This is a genomic window from Sphingobium sp. BS19 (assembly GCF_027925545.1).
GTDB lineage: Bacteria > Pseudomonadota > Alphaproteobacteria > Sphingomonadales > Sphingomonadaceae > Sphingobium.
The window spans coordinates 1-19,148 of the sequence record NZ_BSEF01000035.1; the positions used below are offsets into that span (position 1 = coordinate 1).

Annotated in this window: 22 protein-coding genes; 5 read left to right on the plus strand and 17 right to left on the minus strand. The window is 58.8% G+C overall.

Translation table 11 applies throughout. From position 1 onward, the window contains the following. From QMG56_RS21565 to QMG56_RS21575, 3 genes are all read left to right on the plus strand, one after another. Positions 1-95 (plus strand): integrase catalytic subunit (locus tag QMG56_RS21565; RefSeq protein WP_281824849.1); only part of this gene is annotated, 95 nt, incomplete at its 5' end. A 20-nt stretch (positions 96-115) separates the two neighbouring features. Beyond that, a protein-coding gene (locus QMG56_RS21570) for an IS3 family transposase (RefSeq protein WP_281824818.1) occupies positions 116-1,308 on the plus strand; the annotation gives its coding sequence in 2 pieces (ribosomal slippage) (positions 116-422 and positions 422-1,308; 1,194 coding nt in all). Between the two features lie 437 nt (positions 1,309-1,745). Further along, positions 1,746-2,426, plus strand: coding sequence for a TetR/AcrR family transcriptional regulator (locus tag QMG56_RS21575; RefSeq protein ID WP_281824819.1), 681 nt, complete (start codon positions 1,746-1,748; stop codon positions 2,424-2,426). 29 nt (positions 2,427-2,455) lie between these two features. Here QMG56_RS21575 and QMG56_RS21580 read toward each other — a convergent pair whose 3' ends face one another. The 7 genes from QMG56_RS21580 to QMG56_RS21610 all read right to left on the minus strand — a co-directional run bounded on the left by QMG56_RS21580 (position 2,456) and on the right by QMG56_RS21610 (position 10,228). Next, positions 2,456-3,682, minus strand: a complete 1,227-nt coding sequence (locus tag QMG56_RS21580; protein WP_281824821.1) for an NAD(P)/FAD-dependent oxidoreductase — start codon at positions 3,680-3,682, stop codon at positions 2,456-2,458. Positions 3,683-3,720: 38 nt separating this feature from the next. After that, positions 3,721-4,221, minus strand: coding sequence for a flavin reductase family protein (locus QMG56_RS21585; protein WP_281824822.1), 501 nt, complete (start codon positions 4,219-4,221; stop codon positions 3,721-3,723). A gap of 107 nt (positions 4,222-4,328) precedes the next feature. Continuing rightward, entirely contained in the window at positions 4,329-5,168 is an 840-nt protein-coding gene (locus QMG56_RS21590; RefSeq protein WP_281824824.1) for a CoA ester lyase, read from the minus strand. After that, on the minus strand, positions 5,165-5,614 hold the full coding sequence (locus QMG56_RS21595; RefSeq protein WP_281824826.1) for a MaoC family dehydratase: 450 nt from the start codon (positions 5,612-5,614) through the stop codon (positions 5,165-5,167). The genes QMG56_RS21590 and QMG56_RS21595 overlap by 4 nt, the downstream gene beginning before the upstream one ends. Beyond that, a complete protein-coding gene (locus tag QMG56_RS21600; RefSeq protein ID WP_281824828.1) occupies positions 5,614-7,461 on the minus strand; it encodes a biotin carboxylase N-terminal domain-containing protein in 1,848 nt (615 codons plus the stop codon). The genes QMG56_RS21595 and QMG56_RS21600 overlap by 1 nt, the downstream gene beginning before the upstream one ends. A 5-nt stretch (positions 7,462-7,466) precedes the next feature. After that, positions 7,467-9,065, minus strand: a complete 1,599-nt coding sequence (locus tag QMG56_RS21605; RefSeq protein WP_281824829.1) for a carboxyl transferase domain-containing protein — start codon at positions 9,063-9,065, stop codon at positions 7,467-7,469. Then, the gene (locus QMG56_RS21610) at positions 9,065-10,228 is read right to left on the minus strand and encodes an acyl-CoA dehydrogenase family protein (RefSeq protein ID WP_281824830.1); all 1,164 of its coding nucleotides are present in this window, start codon (positions 10,226-10,228) and stop codon (positions 9,065-9,067) included. The genes QMG56_RS21605 and QMG56_RS21610 overlap by 1 nt, the downstream gene beginning before the upstream one ends. A 98-nt stretch (positions 10,229-10,326) precedes the next feature. Between QMG56_RS21610 and QMG56_RS21615 the strand changes: the two genes are divergently transcribed. Beyond that, on the plus strand, positions 10,327-11,256 hold the full coding sequence (locus tag QMG56_RS21615) for a LysR family transcriptional regulator (RefSeq protein ID WP_281824833.1): 930 nt from the start codon (positions 10,327-10,329) through the stop codon (positions 11,254-11,256). A 186-nt stretch (positions 11,257-11,442) separates the two neighbouring features. Here the strand turns inward: QMG56_RS21615 and dmpG are convergent, their stop codons facing one another. From dmpG to QMG56_RS21630, 3 genes are read right to left on the minus strand one after another with little or no spacing between them, the layout of a single operon-like run. Beyond that, complete coding sequence (gene dmpG / locus QMG56_RS21620; RefSeq protein ID WP_281824835.1) at positions 11,443-12,471, minus strand: 4-hydroxy-2-oxovalerate aldolase; 1,029 nt, start codon at positions 12,469-12,471, stop codon at positions 11,443-11,445. Next, the gene (locus QMG56_RS21625) at positions 12,468-13,409 is read right to left on the minus strand and encodes an acetaldehyde dehydrogenase (acetylating) (protein ID WP_281824837.1); all 942 of its coding nucleotides are present in this window, start codon (positions 13,407-13,409) and stop codon (positions 12,468-12,470) included. Before QMG56_RS21625 ends, dmpG begins: the two co-directional genes overlap by 4 nt. A gap of 1 nt (position 13,410) precedes the next feature. Further along, the gene (locus QMG56_RS21630; RefSeq protein WP_281824839.1) at positions 13,411-14,193 is read right to left on the minus strand and encodes a 2-keto-4-pentenoate hydratase; all 783 of its coding nucleotides are present in this window, start codon (positions 14,191-14,193) and stop codon (positions 13,411-13,413) included. Between the two features lie 100 nt (positions 14,194-14,293). Here QMG56_RS21630 and QMG56_RS21635 point away from each other — a divergent pair, with 100 nt between their 5' ends. Beyond that, on the plus strand, positions 14,294-15,031 hold the full coding sequence (locus tag QMG56_RS21635; protein WP_281824840.1) for an IclR family transcriptional regulator: 738 nt from the start codon (positions 14,294-14,296) through the stop codon (positions 15,029-15,031). A 311-nt stretch (positions 15,032-15,342) separates the two neighbouring features. Here the strand turns inward: QMG56_RS21635 and QMG56_RS21640 are convergent, their stop codons facing one another. From QMG56_RS21640 to QMG56_RS23575, 7 genes are all read right to left on the minus strand, one after another. Beyond that, positions 15,343-15,657 carry a DoxX family protein gene (locus tag QMG56_RS21640; protein ID WP_281824841.1) on the minus strand — a complete coding sequence of 105 codons (315 nt, stop codon included), beginning with the start codon at positions 15,655-15,657 and terminating at the stop codon, positions 15,343-15,345. 64 nt (positions 15,658-15,721) lie between these two features. Further along, complete coding sequence (locus QMG56_RS21645) at positions 15,722-16,042, minus strand: 2Fe-2S iron-sulfur cluster-binding protein (RefSeq protein ID WP_281824843.1); 321 nt, start codon at positions 16,040-16,042, stop codon at positions 15,722-15,724. A gap of 33 nt (positions 16,043-16,075) precedes the next feature. Then, entirely contained in the window at positions 16,076-16,951 is an 876-nt protein-coding gene (locus tag QMG56_RS21650; RefSeq protein ID WP_281824844.1) for a fumarylacetoacetate hydrolase family protein, read from the minus strand. Positions 16,952-16,978: 27 nt separating this feature from the next. Next, complete coding sequence (locus QMG56_RS21655) at positions 16,979-17,596, minus strand: glutathione S-transferase family protein (RefSeq protein ID WP_281824845.1); 618 nt, start codon at positions 17,594-17,596, stop codon at positions 16,979-16,981. A gap of 84 nt (positions 17,597-17,680) precedes the next feature. Beyond that, positions 17,681-18,250 (minus strand): VOC family protein, encoded by a 570-nt coding sequence (locus QMG56_RS21660; RefSeq protein ID WP_281824846.1) that lies wholly within the window; start codon positions 18,248-18,250, stop codon positions 17,681-17,683. A gap of 34 nt (positions 18,251-18,284) precedes the next feature. Then, entirely contained in the window at positions 18,285-18,758 is a 474-nt protein-coding gene (locus tag QMG56_RS21665) for a nuclear transport factor 2 family protein (protein ID WP_281824848.1), read from the minus strand. 96 nt (positions 18,759-18,854) lie between these two features. Continuing rightward, entirely contained in the window at positions 18,855-19,028 is a 174-nt protein-coding gene (locus QMG56_RS23575) for a hypothetical protein (RefSeq protein WP_375713748.1), read from the minus strand. Between the last annotated feature and the right edge of the window lie 120 nt (positions 19,029-19,148).

Below are 19,148 nucleotides of genomic sequence, written 5' to 3' on the forward strand. Positions count from 1 at the left end.
CGGCACCAGAAACGGCCTCACCGCCATATCCGGCCTCCGGTTCCGCTTCGCTCCACCTCCGTCCGGATATGGCGGCGATGAGCTTAATGCACTAACAAACCAATCGGTCCACTCGGTGGGGGCAGATCAGAGGCGATGGACACCCGAGGAGAAGGTCCGGATTGTCGAAGAGACGTATCTGCCGGGGATGAGCGTGTCGCTTGTCGCCCGCCAGCACGGCATCAGCGGCAGTCAGGTCTTCACCTGGCGCAGGCTGATGAGTCAGGGCGCGTTGACGGCCGCAGCCGCTGGCGAAGAAGTGGTGCCGGCATCCGAGTATCGTTCGCTCGAAGCGCAGGTCCGCGAGTTGCATCGGCTGCTCGGCAAGAAGGCCATGGAGAACGAGCTACTCCGTGAGGCCGTCTCCCGGGCCGCAGGCCCAAAAAAACTGCTGTTGCGCTCGACCTCGTTGCCAGGGGATGGTCTGTGAGCGCGGTTGCAGCGGCGCTCGACATCGCTCGCCCGCATCTCTCCGCGATACGCAACCAGCCACCGCCAAGATCGCGAGGGCGACCGCCGTTACCGGACGCCGAACTGGTTGCCGACATCCGGCTGCTTGTCGCCGACCTGCCAACCTACGGCTACCGTCGCGTTCATGCTCTGCTCCGCCGCGGCGCCGAGAAAGCCGGGCTCGCAGCGCCTAATGCCAAGCGTGTCTACCGCGTGATGAAGGTGCACGGGCTGCTGCTCCAGCGTGACGGTGAACGCCGCGAGGAGAGGCGCCACGATGGCCGCGTCGCCGTCGACCAGCGCAATACCCGCTGGTGCTCCGATGGGCTCGAGATCGCCTGCGACAATGGCGAGAAGGTCCGTGTCGCGTTCGCGCTCGACTGCTGTGATCGCGAGGCCATGGGGCATGTGGCAACGACAAGCGGTATCACCGCTGAGGACGTCAAGGACCTGATGGTCGCCACCGTCGAGCATCGCTATGGACAGGTGACCCGCGTGCCTGAACCGATCGAGTGGCTCACCGATAACGGCAGCTGCTACACCGCGCGCGACACCCGCAGCTTCGCTCGCAACATTGGCTTGGTGCCGCTTACGACCCCGGTCAGCAGCCCACAATCGAACGGCATGGCAGAGGCATTTGTCCGCACCCTCAAGCGCGACTATGTCCGGGTAAGCCCCAGGCCGGATGCTCGAACCGTAATCGATCAGCTGCCAGGCTGGATCGCCCATTATAACGAGGTGCATCCGCACCGTGCTTTAGGCTATCGATCACCCCGCGAGTTCATCGCGAAAACCCGCGAGGTCCCGTCAGGCCTTTAGGGGGCAACAACACCTCCCCGTCTTGTGCCCGCCGAGGCCAGACTGTGGGTCCGGTCCATTTGTCAGACCGCCCCAGTTAGCATGCACGGCTCGCTCATTATACTTTTTTGCAACGTTTACCTATAGATCGCACCTCAAGTTAAGTAAATGGCGAGGTTGATTTTAACACGCAAAAACAGCCTAGTTGACACCTTGCTGCGCTGTGTGTGCAACGGTCAAGGGCTCGCAGAGGCGCTATCGATCTGTCAGGATCCCGCCGCTGCCCTTTCCTTGTAACGCCGAAGATTTGCATGTCGAGATACTGAGTTGCTTGCGAGATCGGCGGCTTCAATCCATGCCCGAACCGACTTTGCCGTGAGCGGACTGACCTGAGAAGCCTCATACTTCTCACTAGATAAGCATGTTCAGATACCCGATGAAGCGCTAAATGACGGATCATGAACGCAGCGGGAAATGGGTCCAGAACCTCCAGCAGAAGAGAGGGTCGGCGCGCCGAACGCCGTGAAGCCATACTGGATGTGGCAGAGCGTGCGTTTCTGCGAAACGGTTATGCACACACCACAATGTCGTCCATCGCTGTTCAGTTGGGCGGATCAAAATCTACTCTCTGGGCGTATTTCTCGACCAAGGAAGAACTCTTCACCGCTATTCTGCTCAGGACGGCGCACCAACTGCGTACGAGGCTGCAAGCGGTAATCGTTGTAGATGCGTGTTTCGAGACAAACCTTCGCCGATTCTGCCACCAATACATATCGCTTATGTGCTCGCCCGAATCCATTGCGGCCCATCGACTGATTGTCGCCGAGACGACGCGTTTTCCGAACTTGGGCAAGATGTTTTTCGAACATGCGCTTGGTGCTGCGCGGCAAGTGCTAATCCAAATGGTTGCAGGAGCGATCCATGAGCAAATTGTAGCGCCGCAGGACCCGTCCGTTGCGGCCGAACTCCTGCGATCTCTCTGTTACGGACGATGTTTCCAACAATTGATTTTTGGCCTCTGTGATACGGTCTCTGACGATGAGATCGTTCAGGATATCAATGTCGCGATCGCCACGTTTCTGAGAGCCACGGCACCCGCCATTCGCTTGGAACGCCCTTTCCGTGACCTGAGAAAATGAGTTTTCTCCCGCGTGCTCATCAAGGTATTTCAGACTGGCAGTAGATCCTTGAGCGGCACACCGGCGTCGGCCAGTTTCGCCAGATCGGGTGAGACGCCTGCCTCGACCAGTTTGCGGCCCTGCACATAATCCCTGACCATGTTCACGCAATCGAGCGCGATGAGCCTGCCATGCTTCAGGTAGGCGATCGTAAAGGAGCGCGCCGAGGGATCCCCGCGCGTCACAGTGGCGTCGTAGCCCAACGAGAGGCCAGCTGTCTGCAGTTTGAGGTCATACTGGTTTGACCAAAACCACGGGAAAGCCTTGTAAGGCTGAAGGTCGCCGCAGATGCCTTTAGCCACGCAGTTCGCCTGATCGTTGGCATTCTGCACCGATTCGACCCGCATGACAGCGCCATCGGCATAAGCGCAAGCAAAGGCCGCGCAATCTCCGATAGCGTAGACGTCCGGCAGGCTGGTGCCGCAGTGGTCATCGACAGTGACACCGTTTGCTCCAGTGGCTCCAGCAGCAACCAGCGGTGCAACGGCGGGAACGATGCCAATTCCTACGATGACCGCGTCAGCGGAAATGATAATGCCGTCCGCCAGCTTCACGCCGGTGACACGCCCCTCGCCCACCAGCGCTTCCACCACAACACCGGTGCGCAGGTCGACACCATGCGCACGGTGTTCGGCCTCGTAGAAAGCGGAAAGTTCAGGGCCTGCCACCCGCGCCAGCACGCGAGGCAATGCCTCAAGAAGTGTTACCTTGCAGTCGAGCTTGGTGAGCACGGCTGCAGCTTCAAGCCCAATGTAACCGCCGCCAATCACGGCGACGTCTCTCACGCCGCCGTCAATTTCGCCCATCAACTGGTCGCAGTCCTCTCGTGTTCGCACGGCATGCACCCCAGCAAGCCCGGCGCCGGGGCAGGACAGCTTACGCGGATCCCCACCTGTGGCCCATACAAGATGCCGATATTGCGCGGTTTCGCCATTGGAGAGTGTCAATGTCTTGGTAGCCGGATCGAGCTCCACCACCGCAACACCGAGATGGAGGGCGATGTCTTTTTCGGACCAAAAGGCAAGCGGGCGGATGTAGAGCCGGTCGAAGGTCTTTTCGCGGGCGAAGTATTCCTTGGATAGCGGCGGGCGCTCATAGGGCGGTTCGCTTTCGCGCCCGATTATCGCAATCGACCCCATGAAGCCGTTCTGACGCAGTGCGATGGCGCATTGCGCTCCGCTGTGTCCGGCACCTACGATCACCACATCATAATACATGTAATTTTTCCTCGAGAAGTCCGACCAGACTTGCCTTCTCATAAGTTGTGCGCGGCAACTTCTCTGTAACCGCCCCTATAGAAAATCAACGCAGGGGCATCGCGGAGTGGCCGCAGGGTCTTAACCAGGCCGATCACGATGGTATGGTCCCCTGCATCAATTTCGTTTTCCGTGCTGCATTCGACATAGGCAATGACATCGTCGAGCACAGGAAGGCCCCGATCTGAAAGACTATATCGCACGCCTTCAAATTTCCCTTCACCCTTTCGACTGAAAGCCTGGCACAGTTCGATCTGGTCACTAGCTAAAACATTCACGCAGAACTGTCCGGATGCCTTCATTTGAGACCAGCTGCTTGAAGCCTTGCCGGGCAGGAACGCGACCAATGGTGGGGCCAGAGACACTGATGTAAAACTTCCTACCACCATACCTGTTGGCGCACCATTAGATTGCAAACCGGAAATAACGCATACACCGGTCGGATAACGACCCATAACACTGCGGAAGTTGGCAGGATCAATCTCAGTCTCGATACGCATGCTCATATCAGCCAAACCTTATACTGGATGCTTGGTACTCAGGACTTCAAGGAAAGAAGAAGACCTTGGCCGGAGGTTGGGCCTTGTCGCGAACACAAACAGGGTACTTAAAGCTTTCGAGCATTTTCCAGCAGGCGTTCGGCCTGCTTCAAATGCGGCGCATCGATCATCTTGCCTTCCAATTGAAGAGTGCCAACGCCTGGATAGGCATCGAATGCAGCGACAACTGCTCGTGCGTGAACAAGCTCTGCTTCGCTCGGCGTAAACGCTTGATTGATTGCAGCGACCTGCGTTGGATGAATGGCCATCATTCCGGCGAACCCGTCGCGACGACCGCGCGCAGCGTATCTTTTGAGCCCGTCGAGATCGTTGATGTCCGGGTAGACAGTTTCGAAAGCCGGGACGCCGGCCTTGTGGGCCCCAAAAAGGGTAAGCGACCGCGCCATTTCCATCGGCGGCGTATAGTAGCCACCCTCTTCGCGTGCGGCAGTCGCGCCTATCGCCGCCGGAAGGTCTTCAGCTCCCCACGTGATGCCGAGCAGCCGGTCCGACATTTCGGCATAGGTGCCGAGTTCGAACAGGGCGGCAGGCGTTTCGGTCGCGATGGGCAGGATTGGGATCTCGGATGTGCGCATCATGGACACAAGGCGCGAGATCGACGAAGCCCCTTCTGCCTTGGGCAGGACCAGGCCATCCGGCCGCGCCGCCAATACGACATCGAGGTCGTCCTGCGCCAGCCCGCCATCGTGCGGGTTGATCCGCACCAGCTTGAGGCATGGCCTTTCCCCCTGAAGGTAGCGCGCGACCTGCATCCGCGCCTCCGCCTTGCGGCCCGGCGCCACCGAATCCTCCAGATCGAGGATGATCGCATCCGCGCCGCTCGAAGCAGCCTTGGCAAAGCGATCCTCCCGGTCACCGGGTACGAACAGGAGCGATCTGAGTTTCATGTTCTTTTCTTCAGCAAAACGGTACGTAGGCATGAGAGCGCGATCTCGCCGCGCTGGTTGGTCAGCTCATGCCGGAACACGACGATGCCCTGATTCGGGCGCGATTTTGACTCACGCAGTTCGACCACCTCGCTCGCACAGGTCAGCGTATCACCGATAAAGGTCGGTTTGGGTGTCACCACCCTGTCGAAGCCAAGGTTAGCGACAAGCGTGCCTACCGTGGTGTCGGCAATCGACAGGCCGACCGCCAAACTGAACGTGAAGGTGGAATTGACCAGAATCTGGCCGAATTCGCTAGCCTTGGCTGTTTCCGCATCCAGATGCAGCGGCTGCATGTTATGCGTCATTGCCGAGAACAGCAGGTTGTCCGTTTCGGTCACCGTGCGGCTCGGTTGATGGACAACACTGTCGCCCACCAGCCATTCATCGAAAAAGCGTCCAGGCATCAGGCTTCTCCTGCTTCTGCGATCCGAACCAGCAGCGCGTCGACCTGCACTTGTGCGCCGACAATAGCATTGAGTTCGGCCACGACGCCATCGAAGGGCGCCGTCAGGGTATGTTCCATCTTCATGGCCTCGAGCGTCAGCAGCTTCTGGCCCCTGCTGACCTTCTGACCTTGGCTGATATCGACGGCAATGATTCTGCCGGGCATGGGTGCCAGGATCGCCCCGGACCCGTCCGCGGCACCATGGCTGGCGGATTTGCGCCAAGGCGTCAGTTGCCAGGCTTGTCCCTTCTCCGTCAACAGGGTCGAGCTGGCGGCAAGCTCTTGGCCTGCGCCATCGAGCATTACTTCAACCGGCTCGCCGTCCAGCAGGAACAGCCCGTTGGTTTGCGGCGGCGCGTTAAGCCGCAGCCCAAGCGGACCAAAATCCGCGACGAGCCGACGCGCGGCTTGCGTCAAGGCTGCTGGCGATGGCGCACGCGCCTGTGCCATCGCCTCGCCATCGCGGCCGATGAGCCCCGTGTCGACATCACCCGCTATAAAATCAGGATGCGCCAGCGCCTCCACGAGGAAAGACGCATTGGTCCGAACCGGCCAGACCGCAGTCCCTTCGAGCATCGCACTGAGCCGTTTGATTGCTTCAACCCGCGTCCCGCCGTGGGCAATGACCTTGGCGATCATCGGGTCATAGAAGGGCGAGACTTGCGCGCTCTGCTCGACGCCTGTGTCGATGCGGCCACCCGGCGTAGACCCGAAGCCGAGCAGTTCCAGGGTGCCAGTCGAAGGCAGGAAACCCCTTGCCGGATCTTCGGCATAGAGGCGGGCTTCCACGGCCCAGCCATTGATGGAAAGTTCATCCTGCCTTCTGGGCAAGGGTTCACCCGACGCAACACGCAACTGCCATTCGACCAGATCGACGCCGGTGATTTCCTCGGTCACGGGATGTTCGACCTGCAGCCTCGTGTTCATTTCCATGAACCAGATGCGGTCGGCGCGCAGACCCTCGGACCCGTCGGCGATGAATTCGATCGTGCCTGCCCCTTCATAGTCCACGGCCTTGGCGGCGCGTACGGCGGCGGCGCAGAGCGCGGCGCGGGTGGCCTCATCCATCCCGGGTGCGGGGGCCTCTTCGATCACTTTTTGATGGCGGCGCTGGAGCGAGCAATCGCGTTCGAACAGGTGCACGATATTGCCGTGGCTGTCTCCAAATACCTGTACCTCGATATGGCGCGGGCGCTGGATGTATTTCTCGATCAGCACATGAGCATTGCCGAAGGAGGCAGATGCCTCACGCTGGCAGGAGGCGAGGCTGTCGGCGAACCTCTCAGGATGCTCGACCAGACGCATGCCCTTTCCGCCGCCGCCCGCAACCGCCTTGATCAGCACCGGATAGCCAATCTCCCCGGCTTGTCTGGCAAGGAAGGCGGGGTCCTGATTCTCACCCAGATAGCCCGGCGTCACCGGAACGCCAGCCGCCTGCATCAGCTTCTTGGCGGCATCCTTCAGGCCCATGGCCGTGATCGAATGCGGCTTGGGTCCTACCCAAACGAGTCCCGCGTCGAGCACGGACTGCGCAAATTCGGCATTTTCGGACAGGAAGCCATAGCCGGGATGGATCGCCTCGGCACCCGTGGCCCTGGCTGCGGCGATGATCTTCTCGCCCACCAGATAACTTTCGCGCGCGGGTGCAAGGCCGATATGCACCGCTGCATCGGCGGAGCGCACATGCAGCGCCTGTGCGTCGGCATCGGAATAGACCGCGACGGTGCGAATGCCCAGGCTGCGCGCGGTTCGGATTATCCGGCAGGCGATTTCGCCGCGATTGGCGATGAGGAGGGATTTGATCATGGCCATTACATCCTGAACACGCCGAAGCCGCGCTGTTCGAGCGGCGCTTCAAGCGTTGCGGCGAGGGCCAGGCCCAAAACATCGCGGGTCTGCGCGGGGTCGATGATGCCGTCATCCCACAGCCGCGCGGTTGCGTAGTAGGGGTTGCCCTCGTCTTCGTACTTCTGGCGGATCGGCGTCTTGAAAGCCTCGGCTTCCTCCGGCGTCCACTTGGCAGCGTCGCGGTGCACGGTCGCCAGCACGCTGGCGGCCTGCTCGCCGCCCATTACGCTGATGCGCGCGTTGGGCCATGTGAACAGGAAGCGGGGACTGTAGGCCCGGCCGCACATGCCATAGTTGCCAGCGCCGAAGCTGCCACCGATGAGCACGGTGATCTTGGGCACGGTGGCCGTCGCGACAGCGGTGACGAGCTTCGCACCATGCTTGGCGATGCCTTCCGCCTCGTACTTGCCGCCGACCATGAAGCCGGAAATGTTCTGGAGGAAAAGCAGCGGAATACCGCGCTGCTGCGCCAGCTCGATAAAATGCGCGCCCTTGACCGCACTCTCGCTGAACAGCACGCCGTTGTTGGCGAGGATCGCCACCGGAAGGCCCCAGATATGCGCGAAGCCGCAGACGAGCGTGGCACCATAAAGGGCCTTGAACTCGTGGAATTCGGATGCATCGACAATTCGAGCAATGACCTCGTGGACATCATAAGGCGCACGGACATCTTGCGGAATGATGCTGTAAAGTTCTTCGGTTGCGTATTTCGGCGGGACCGGATCGCGTCGCGCCACCTTGAGACCCTGGTTGACGCCAAGATGCGAGACGATATCGCGCACGATGGTCAAAGCATGCTCATCATCATCGGCGAGGTGATCGGTCACACCCGACTTGCGGCTGTGCAGGTCGCCGCCGCCCAAGTCCTCGGCGCTGATAACCTCGCCCGTCGCAGCCTGCACTAGCGGCGGTCCGGCCAGGAAGATCGTGCCCTGTTCCTTCACGATCACGCTTTCGTCGGACATCGCCGGGACATAGGCACCGCCCGCCGTGCAACTGCCCATCACGCTGGCGATCTGCGGAATGCCGCGCGCGGACATATTCGCCTGATTGAAGAAGAAACGCCCGAAATGGTCGCGATCGGGAAAGACCTCGGCCTGATTGGGCAGATTCGCGCCGCCGCTGTCGACCAGATAGATGCAAGGCAGTCGATTCTCGAGCGCGATCTCCTGCGCACGCAGATGCTTCTTTACCGTCATCGGGTAATAGGTGCCACCCTTCACCGTCGCATCGTTGGCAAAGACCATACACTGGCGGCCGGAAACCCGCCCGATTCCGGCGATGATGCCCGCCCCCGGCACTTCATCGCCATAGAGGCCGTTTGCGGCAAGCTGGCCGATTTCGAGGAAAGGCGAACCGGGATCGAGCATGCGTTCCACTCGGTCGCGAGGGAGCAGTTTGCCCCGGCCGGTATGGCGCTCTCGGCTGCGTTTGTCACCGCCCAGCGCGGCTGTGGCCACGTGTGCGCGCAATTCTTCGGACAGCGCGCGGTTGTGGGCCGCGCGCGCCCGCGCTTCGGAACTCGAAGGATCGAGGTTGGTCGAAAGAACAGGGGCGCTCATCAGGCCGCCCCAATCAGTTCGCGGCCGATCAACATCCGGCGGATTTCGTTCGTGCCAGCGCCGATATCGAGCAGCTTGGCATCGCGCAGAAAGCGTTCCACCGGCCAGTCCCTGGTGTACCCCGCGCCGCCTAGTGCCTGCACCGCCTCACCCGCCGTGCGAAACGCATTTTCGCTAGCAAGCAGAATTGCGCCCGCCGCGTCGAAACGCGTGGCCTGCCCGGCATCTGCAGCCTTGGCGACGGCGTAGACATAAGCTCGGGCCGATTGCAGTGCGACATACATGTCCGCAATCTTTGCCTGCATGAGCTGGAAGCTGCCGATCGGTTTTCCGAACTGCTTGCGCTCGCGGACATAGGGGATCACCACGTCGAGGCATGCCTGCATAATCCCGATCTGCATACCAGCCAGAACCACACGCTCGTAGTCCAGCCCGCTCATGAGCACGCCGACGCCGCCGTGCAGCGGCCCCATCACGTTTTCTTCCGGCACGAAACAGTCTTCGAACACCAGCTCGGCGGTAGGTGAACCCCGCAGGCCCATCTTGTCGATCTTCTGGCCGATCGAAAAGCCCGTCATTTCCTTTTCGATCAGGAATGACGTGATCCCGCGGCTGCCCGCTTCGGGCGCTGTCTTGGCATAGACCACAAGCGTATCGGCATAGGTGGCGTTGGTTATCCAGAACTTGGTACCGTTGAGGCGGAAGCCGCCACTCACCCGGTCGGCCCTTAGCTTCATCGAGACGACGTCAGATCCCGCGCCCGTTTCAGACATGGCAAGGCTGCCGACATGTTCGCCAGAAATGAGTTTCGGCAGGTACTTCGACTTCTGCTCATCGTTGCCCCAGCGCCGGATCTGATTGACACAAAGATTGGAATGCGCGCCATAGCTAAGACCGACCGCGCCGCTAGCCCGGCTCACTTCTTCGACTGCAATCGCATGGTCGAGATAGCCCAGCCCCAGACCGCCCCACTTTTCCTCGACGGTTACCCCATGCAGGCCGAGCGCGCCCATAGGTTCCCACAGCTCACGGGGGAAGCGGTCCTCTCGGTCGATTTCGGCGGCGAGGGGTTTAATCTTGTCGTCCGCAAAGCGGCCCGCTGCTTCGCGGATCATCAGGGCACTTTCAGTAAGGCCGAAATCGAAATCGGGAGTGGCTCTCATGCTGGTTGTCCTTGCAGCTTTCCTATGGCTGGCCCCCTACAAGAGTTTTGCATTGTAGAAAAACTGGATTTTCTGCCGATCTATGATAGAAATTTTCTATGCTAAGCCGAATCCAGCTGCGCCAGTTCTTGGCGGTCGTCGATACGGGCAGCTTCACCCGGGCCGCCCACTACCTCAACCTTGCCCAACCATCCCTATCAGCGGGAATCCGCGAACTGGAACGCCAGCTTGGCACACAGTTGTTCCTACGTGAGCGGCGAAGGATCGGCATTACAGCTGCGGGCAACGCCTTGCTCCCGTTGGCCCGAACCATCGAACGTGATTTTCACCGAGTCGAAAGCCAGGTGGGCAGTCTGCCAGTGCCACAGCGGCCAGTGCGGCTCGGCGTCCTGGATACGATCGCCAGTGCCTGGCTCGAAGCTGCGGTAAGGCTTTATGACGGTGCCGAACCCTTGGAAGTGACCGAGGGCAACGAGCGGGAGTTGCTTTCAACGCTCGCCAACGGGACCATCGACCTTGCCCTGACCCTTGTCGATGCCGAAGACCAACGCCATGTGAGCGAAATCCTGCTCGAAGAGGAATATTGTCTTGCCCTCCCCGCCACGCACCATTTGGTTGGGACCGAGCGGATCATCGCTGCACATGTAGCAGGAGAAACCATGATAGCACGACGGTCATGCGAAGTGCTTGCCGAGACGAGTCGATTCTTCACGGAGCGCGGTATTCGTCCTCGCTTCAGCCTGCGTTCGCCGCACGATGATCGCGTCATGGCCATGGTCCGCGCTGGACTTGGCGTAACGGTCGCACCGCGGTCGCTAGGCGCAAATGGGATAGCGATGATACCGATCGCGGATTTCGGCCTCATGCGGCGGATCGGCCTCGTCTATGGTGCGGATTGGGAGGCGCAGTTCGGCCTGGGCCATCCCATTTCAAACGCGTTCCGAGAAAGCAGACAGGACATGCTTGTCGCCGCAGCCATGGACGTTAATGGAGACTGGCGTGCGCAGCAAAATCGGGGGCATCGCTGACTGCTCTCAAGATAGGTCGGCGGAAACCTAGTGCTGTCCGGACTTTGCCGTCAGTCATGAATTCCGAGCTCTGACTGTTATGTCGGTTTGGTCCTTGAGAGGACACCAGTTGTCCCTACGACAATCTGCACATTCGTAATGAGCGGTGGCATGGCGCAGCAGCCGCCATGCCACCGCATGTGTCAGTCACCTGCCCTTTGCGGTGAGATCGAGTGCGATGTCGACGATCATGTCTTCCTGTCCGCCTACCATCTTGCGGCGCCCCACTTCGGCCAAAATCGTGCGGGTATCGACCCCATAATCCTGCGCTGCCTTTTCTGCGTGACGCAGGAATGACGAATAGACTCCGGCGTAGCCCAGCGTCAGAGTCTCGCGGTCCACCCGCACCGGTCGGTCCTGCAGCGGGCGGACCAGATCCTCCGCCGCGTCCATCAGCGCGAAAAGGTCGCAGCCGTGGTTCCAGCCCATGCGATCGGCCGCGGCGATAAACACTTCCAGCGGCGCGTTGCCAGCGCCGGCACCCATGCCCGCCAGGCTGGCATCGACCCGTACAGCGCCATTCTGCACTGCGACGATAGAGTTCGCCACACCAAGTGAAAGGTTATGATGGGCATGCACACCGCGCTGGGTTTCTGGTTTCAGCAGACGGTCGTAAGCCTGTAGTCGCGCAGCATATTCATCCATGTTCATCGCGCCACCGCTGTCGGTGACATAGACGCAATGGGCGCCATAATCCTCCATAAGCTTGGCCTGTTGCGCAAGCGCGTCAGGCGCCGTCATGTGGCTCATCATCAAGAAGCCCGAAACGTCCATCCCCAGGTTGCGGGCAGCTTCGATATGCTGCTTTGAAACGTCCGCCTCGGTGCAGTGAGTCGCGATACGGACAGAGCGAACACCCATTTCATAGGCGTGCTTCAGGTCATGCACCGTGCCGATCCCGGGCAGCAACAGCGTGGTGAGAACAGAATGCTCCAGCACCTCGGCCACTGCGCCGATCCAGTCCCAGTCCGTGTATGCGCCAAAGCCGTAGTTGAAACTGGAGCCCTGCAGACCATCGCCGTGTGCGACCTCAATGGCGTCGACCTTGGCAAGGTCAAGCGCTCGGGCGATCGCCTTGACATGATCCAGACCGTATTGATGGCGGATCGCGTGCATCCCGTCACGCAGAGTAACGTCCTGAAGGTAGAGCTTGGTGGTGGTGGGATCGAGGTTCATGCTTCAACTCCTTCGAGCATGCGCAGCGCGATCTTCTCAGCCGTCTTTAACGCCGCGGAGGTCATGATGTCGAGGTTGCCCGCGTAAGCAGGCAGATAATGCGCAGCCCCCTCAACTTCGAGGAATACACTGACCTTAAGGCCCGTGAATTCGCCGCCCATCTCCGGAATCCGCAAAGGGCGGTTTGAACCGATATGTTCGAACTGCACTGCCTGCTTGAGCCTGTACCCGGGGACATAGCCCTGCACCTCGGCGACCATGTCTTCCACCGACCGGCGGATGGCATCCTGATCCGCCTCTTCGCAGAGGCAATAGACAGTATCGCGCATGATCAACGGCGGTTCCGCTGGATTGAGAATGATGATCGCCTTTCCACGCGTTGCCCCGCCGACATCGACGATGGCTTGACTGGTCGTCTCGGTAAACTCGTCGATGTTGGCGCGGGTGCCGGGACCGGCGCTCTTCGACGAAATCGACGCGACAATCTCGCCATAGTGGACCTTGGCCACCCGATTGACCGCAGCGACGATTGGAATTGTGGCCTGCCCCCCGCATGTGACCATGTTGACGTTCGTCGCATCAAGGTACGTCTCTCCGTTGACCGGCGGGACCACATAGGGGCCGATCGCAGCCGGAGTCAGGTCCACCATGCGTTTTCCCGCCGCCAGCACCAGTTCGCTGTTGCGCTTGTGCGCGCCCGCACTGGTGGCATCGAAGACGATCTCGACATCGGCGAATTCGGGCATGGCAATCAGGCCATCGATCCCTTCGGCAGTCGTCGCTACGCCAAGCCGCTGCGCACGTGCCAACCCATCAGACTGCGGATCAATGCCGACCAGGACCCCCATTTCCAACACATCAGAAAGTCGCATGATCTTGATCATCAAGTCGGTGCCGATATTGCCCGAACCGATAATAGCTACCTTCATCTTGGCCATGTTAGGCTCCTTTATAGGTAAAGGAACAGCCGCCGATCCCGGCGACCGTAATTTCAACGTGATCTTCAGGTTTGAGCGCAACCATGGGGCCTAGTGCCCCGGCAAGCAAAACATCGCCCGCTTTCAACGGCTCGCCTCGCTCAGCCAGGGTTCGGGCAAGCCAAGCTGCCGCGTTGAGCGGATTACCCAGCGCAGCTGCGCCCATACCGGTGGAAACCACCACGCCATTGATCCGCATTTCCATGCCCGCGCGTTCGAGGTCTAGACCAAAAAGGGGCAGGCCCCGCTGCGCCAGCACGAAGTAAGCGGACGAACCGTTATCGGCGACGGTATCTGCGAAGGCAATCTTCCATTCGGCGATCCGGCTATCAACGATCTCAATCGCTGCGTGCACAGTTGCGACAGCCGCGGCGACTTGCTCAGGCGTCGTGGTCACGTCCGGCAGGTCCGCGCTCAACACAAATGCTATTTCAGCCTCAGCCTTAGGCTGGAGACACTTGGTGGGATCGAGCCTGTCGCCATCTGCAATGCGCATATCATCGAACAATACCCCGAAATCGGGCTGGTCGACGCCGAGCTGTGCTTGCACTGCCTTGGCGGTCAACCCCGCTTTGCGCCCAACTATGCGTCGGCCCGCAGCTTGCCAGAACCGCGTATTGATTTCTTGCACCGCGTAGGCACCGACAGCGTCCAGAGGATCAAGCCCGTCACGCATTGGCGGGACCGCGCCTGCGGTATACGCTTCGCGCAGGCGGCGCGCCAGTTCTTCATGCCTTGGTTTCATTATCATCCTCCCGTGCAATTCTGAGCTAAATGCGACCACCACCTAGCGCAAGCGCAGAGACATGCTATTGTCTCACACTGTGAGAAGAGGGACGCCGAGATTGAGTTCGCTGACGCGGACACTCGCTATGCTGGAGGCAATAATTGCTGAAGACGGTACACGTAGTGTTGCAGCCGTCGCCCGCGATCTGGGCATTCCCGTCGCGACGGCACACCGGCAGGTGCACTCACTGGTCGCAGAAGGATATCTGGCGCGCCATGTGCGTGGGTTTCATATCGCCGGACCGCGGCTGATGAGCCTCCTTAGCCGATTTGATGAAAAGCAGATCATCGCCAATGCTGCCGCACCGGTGCTGCATCAACTCGCAGGAGACGTCGGCTGCGTTGTCCAACTTGGTACGCTCGAAACAGAAATGGTGACCTACCGCATCAAAACGGGCGCTGGCGCGGATGGCCTGTTTACGCGGGTAGGAATGCAGTTGGAAGCCTATTGCTCGGGCATTGGAAAGGTGCTGCTCGCCGCGCTGGCAGATCGGGAGCGGGAAGACTATCTCACTGGAGGGCCATTCCCCGCGCTGACCGCCCGCACAATCATCCATCCCGAAGCGCTGCGCGCCGAATTGGCGCAGGTACGCGAGAAGGGCTATGCGGTCGATGACGAGGAGGCTGCTGATGGCCTTTATTGCATATCGGTGCCTATCCACGCTCCCGACGGAAGCGTTCCGGCAGCGATTTCTTTGTCACAAGCCAATGTGCAGGCAAAAGAGCCGGTATTGCGTGCGGGCCTCCCTATGCTCCGCATTGCCGCACGGACCATCGAGGCAAAGGCCTTTGGCTAATAAGTTCCGCCCATGCACCAAGGAGGTCGCCCACGGTCACCTCTCAAAACCATATTTGATCGCGCTGGCATCGCTACTCAATACTGACCATGTCAACCGCCGCCTGCACCGCTCGGCCTTCACTCTTGCGATCTGAGTGTTCTGGGCAACTTGGCGTTCGACGATGGCTAAGCTCGCTAAACTGACCGGTGCGGCACAGCCCATCTGCGCGCGTTTATCCAGACTCAAGACCCCGTCTCGCACCATCGAGGCGCGGAACGCGAAACTTCGACGCCTCCATAACGACTGAAAGCCCCATCATTTGCTGGAATTCAGGCGAGCTTATAACTAAGCGCCACCGCAATGCAAAGCCCCATGACAACGAAAGCAGGCAATGCGTGAAGCCATTCACGGAAGCGAGCCAAGCTGAGGACGGCAGCCAACATTACGACTGCACCCAATATCAAAGCTGGCCTCTCAATAGCTGGAACAAAAATCGCAATTCCAATGCCCGCTTCCAAGATGCCTGTCACGTGCCGAAACCAGCCAGGGTATCCTAGGCGGACAAATTCACCCTCGGCTTTTGCCGAAAAGCAATTCATCACAAAGCCGCTAATCATCACAAAGGCAATGATGAGCTTGGCCAAGAGTATCATTGCAAATGTCATCGGCTTTCCCCCCAGTAGTCGCAGTGCATTTTTTGTATCGCGCTTAAGTCTGGTGCTCAGGCATCCGGACCACCAGTCCGTCGAGTTCCGTCGTTACCCTGATCTGGCAGGAGAGCCGACTCTCCGCGCGAACGTCATAGGCGCATTCCAACAGGGCTTCTTCGATGTCGCTCCGCTCGGACAGTTTCTCAGTCCAGGCGGGATCGACGTAAACATGGCAAGTTGCACATGTCAGCGAACCACCACACTCGGCTTTGATCCCCGGAATGCCGTTCTTGTGGGCACCTTCCATTACGGTGAAGCCTTCAGGAACATCTACAGGATGCGAGTTCCCATTGAATTCAATATATGTAATCTCAGGCATATTTGCTCCAAATCGATATCAACCTAGCGTTGCTCAAGTTGTGACCCGCTCATCAACGATCGGGTTAATCAGCGTGGCAAGACCTTCGATCTCCACTTCCACGGTATCCCCGGCTTTTAGAAACTTGGGAGGATTGAATCCAGCCCCCACACCCGGTGGAGTGCCGGTCGTCAGCAGATCGCCAGGAAGAAGTACCATCATGCGGGACATGAGGTGAATCAATGTGGCGACGTCCCAGTGCATCTCGGCCAGGTCCTCATCCTGACGCAACTCTCCGTTCACGCGCGTGCGCAAGCGCAGGCCCTTACAGCCCAACGGCAATTCGTCGGCCGTCACAATCTCGGGACCGATTGCACCGGTTCTGTCGAAATTCTTGCCCGCCGTGATTGACATTGGCAAGCGATTGAACTCGCGGACACTTCCATCATTGTGGCATGTATAACCCGCGACGTGGTCAAAAGCCCGCTCGATCGGAATGTGCCGCCCTGCCTTGCCGATCACAACCATAAGTTCACCCTCATAATCAAGGGTATCCGAAATCGAAGGCCGGACGATCGGTTCAAGGTGGGCTACGGTCGAACTCGGGACACGCATGAACATACCGGGAAACTCCGGAACCTGGAAGTTAGGATCCATTTCGCGGATATGACGCAGGTAATTCAGGCCCAGGCCGATATTCTTGTCGCAACGAGGCACCGGAACGCAGCACTTGACCGTCTCGAACGGTAGTCTTTCCGTCGCGCGTTCCCCAATCAAACGCGCTGCTTCCAGCGCATCGGGCCCGGCCGCCAGGAATGCCGCCATGTCTCCGGAAAACTGCGGCATTTCCCGGCCCAGATCCACAACTTCCTCACCCAAACGCAGCCCAAGAGTTGTCGCACCATTTCTTTCAAAGCTCAGCAAACGCATTTTTCGCCTTTCATCATCTCTGTTGATTCACGTCGCAACTGGCGCGCACGCACGCTCGAACGCGGGGCGTTCGGCAATCAACTTAAAATACCGCGCGGTTCGTGGTCCAAATTGTTCGCCCAACCCACAGACCTGCCCCACGAAAAGAGCATAGCCAAGTGAAACGTCCGCCAAAGTCAGCGCGCCACCGGCAATGAAGCCGTCATCGCGCAATCCCTTTTCGACCACAGCCAGGTGACGTACATAAGCCGCAATCGCGTTGTCTACGACTGTGGGAATCTGCTGATCGGCAGGTGCATTCGGCCCATAGTGCATGACATTGGCCAATTGCTGCGAGAGCGTCGCTTCGCCATACCACATCCAGCGCAAGTATTCGAAATAGTCCGGATCCTGGGGTGAGATAATCAGCCGTCCGCCGCCGTAGATTCTCGCTATATAATCGCAAATTGCCATCGACTCCGTCAGCACAACATCGCCGTCAACCATGGTCGGGCATGTCCCGGCTGGATTGAGGTCGAGATACCCCGGATCACGCACGGCGGCAGGAAACATGAAGTTTCGTGTGCCATATGCTATCCCGAGTTCCTCCAGAACCCAAACCGCCCGAACAGAACGTGTAGGCGGAAGATGGTAAACTTCGATCACAGACTATATCCTCATAACGAATACGTGCATCTCAAGCATTCATATGCTCAAGATGCACGTTCGACCAAAAAACGACGCGAGTCCTTACTTGCTCGCGAGCTGCTCCTTCATCATTGCCCGGGTTTCCGGGTCCTGTACGTGACGCAGTTCCTTCGTTTTTTCATAGAGTTCGGCCCAGTCATCAAATTCGTGCAGGCCGGTCATGTCGTATTCCTTGTCGTGGAAATCGCCAATGTACCCGCGCTCGCCGGCGGACACGATCTCCCACCAGTTTCCATCGAAGTCCTTGAAGTAGCAAGTGTGAGCGCCATGGACAGTGCGAGCCGGCATGATCTTCAAACCCCACTCGTCCTTGACACTCATGAGCAGGCGATGCGCCTCGTTGACTTCTTCATGTGTTTCCACCTCAAGGCCATTGTGGTTGAGCATGTTCATGTTGCCGTCATGGGTTGGGCTTTCGACACACGCATAGACAAAATCGGCATTCTTGCTGACCATCATCGAAACGGGGCTTGTCTGGATCACATCAAGACCCAGTACTTCTTCATAGAATCGACGGGTTTTGGCCAGATTGGTACAGCCAAGCGTACCGTGATTGATCCGCTTCATCGACAATAAAGGTTTTTTTTGCGACTTATCAGTAATTGTGGGCATCTGCTCTTCCTTTCACGTTTCGTTTCCTACCCGCTCAATCTGCCTCGGGGCGCCAGTGTCCGCCAGCCAGCATCGGTGCATGGGGATCAAGCAATGCAGCCCGGGCCACCCTTTCAGCGAAACGCCAACCGACCATGGTGCGAACGTAGCGATCATGAAATTCCAGAAGCATTCCCGGCCCGCTATAGATCGCCGGAGCTTCGCCTTCAGCGTTCAATTGTCCGAAATAGGACATGTTGTACACCACTCCGCGAACCTCGGTTTCACTGATCGGTTCAAAATGGAAATTGGTGGAAATATGACGAGTCATGATGGCCGTCGACCGTTCGTTCAATCCCGCACGGATTTCATCATGTCCGCGATGAACGTGCATTATCCGGTCGAACAGGGCATCAGAGGTGAAAAGCCCGATGAGCTTTTCATACTTCCGATAGTCCATATAATAAGCGAAATCATGTGAGAGCCTGATCAGATCCGCTTCCATCTCAATTCGCTCAATATTTGGCACCTTGGTAATCCTTCCTAACAATTAATATGAAGGCAAAAGACTTTCTCTAGGTGATAAATCACAAGTTAGCTCAATCGTTTCGCCAATAAACCTGCCTCAAGCTGGTAGTTCCTCAACAAAATATGCTGCCGCAAGCGCCGAATAGCTGTCCGTGCTTGCGGCTGCATGCTGCGCGGCAACCCGCACGTCACGCCAACGCCGCTGCATGGGGTGATCGGAGTAAACAATCGTAGAGCCGGCAAGTGTCATGGCTTCATTGACTAGGGTCAGGACCTGTTAAATTGCTTGCGCATTGGGTGATGGGTTGATTCAATAGCAGCGTTAGGAGGCGCTGCCGATGGATGTTCCGTTTCTGCTGAGTGAGGCGCAGATGCGCCGGATCGAGCCGTA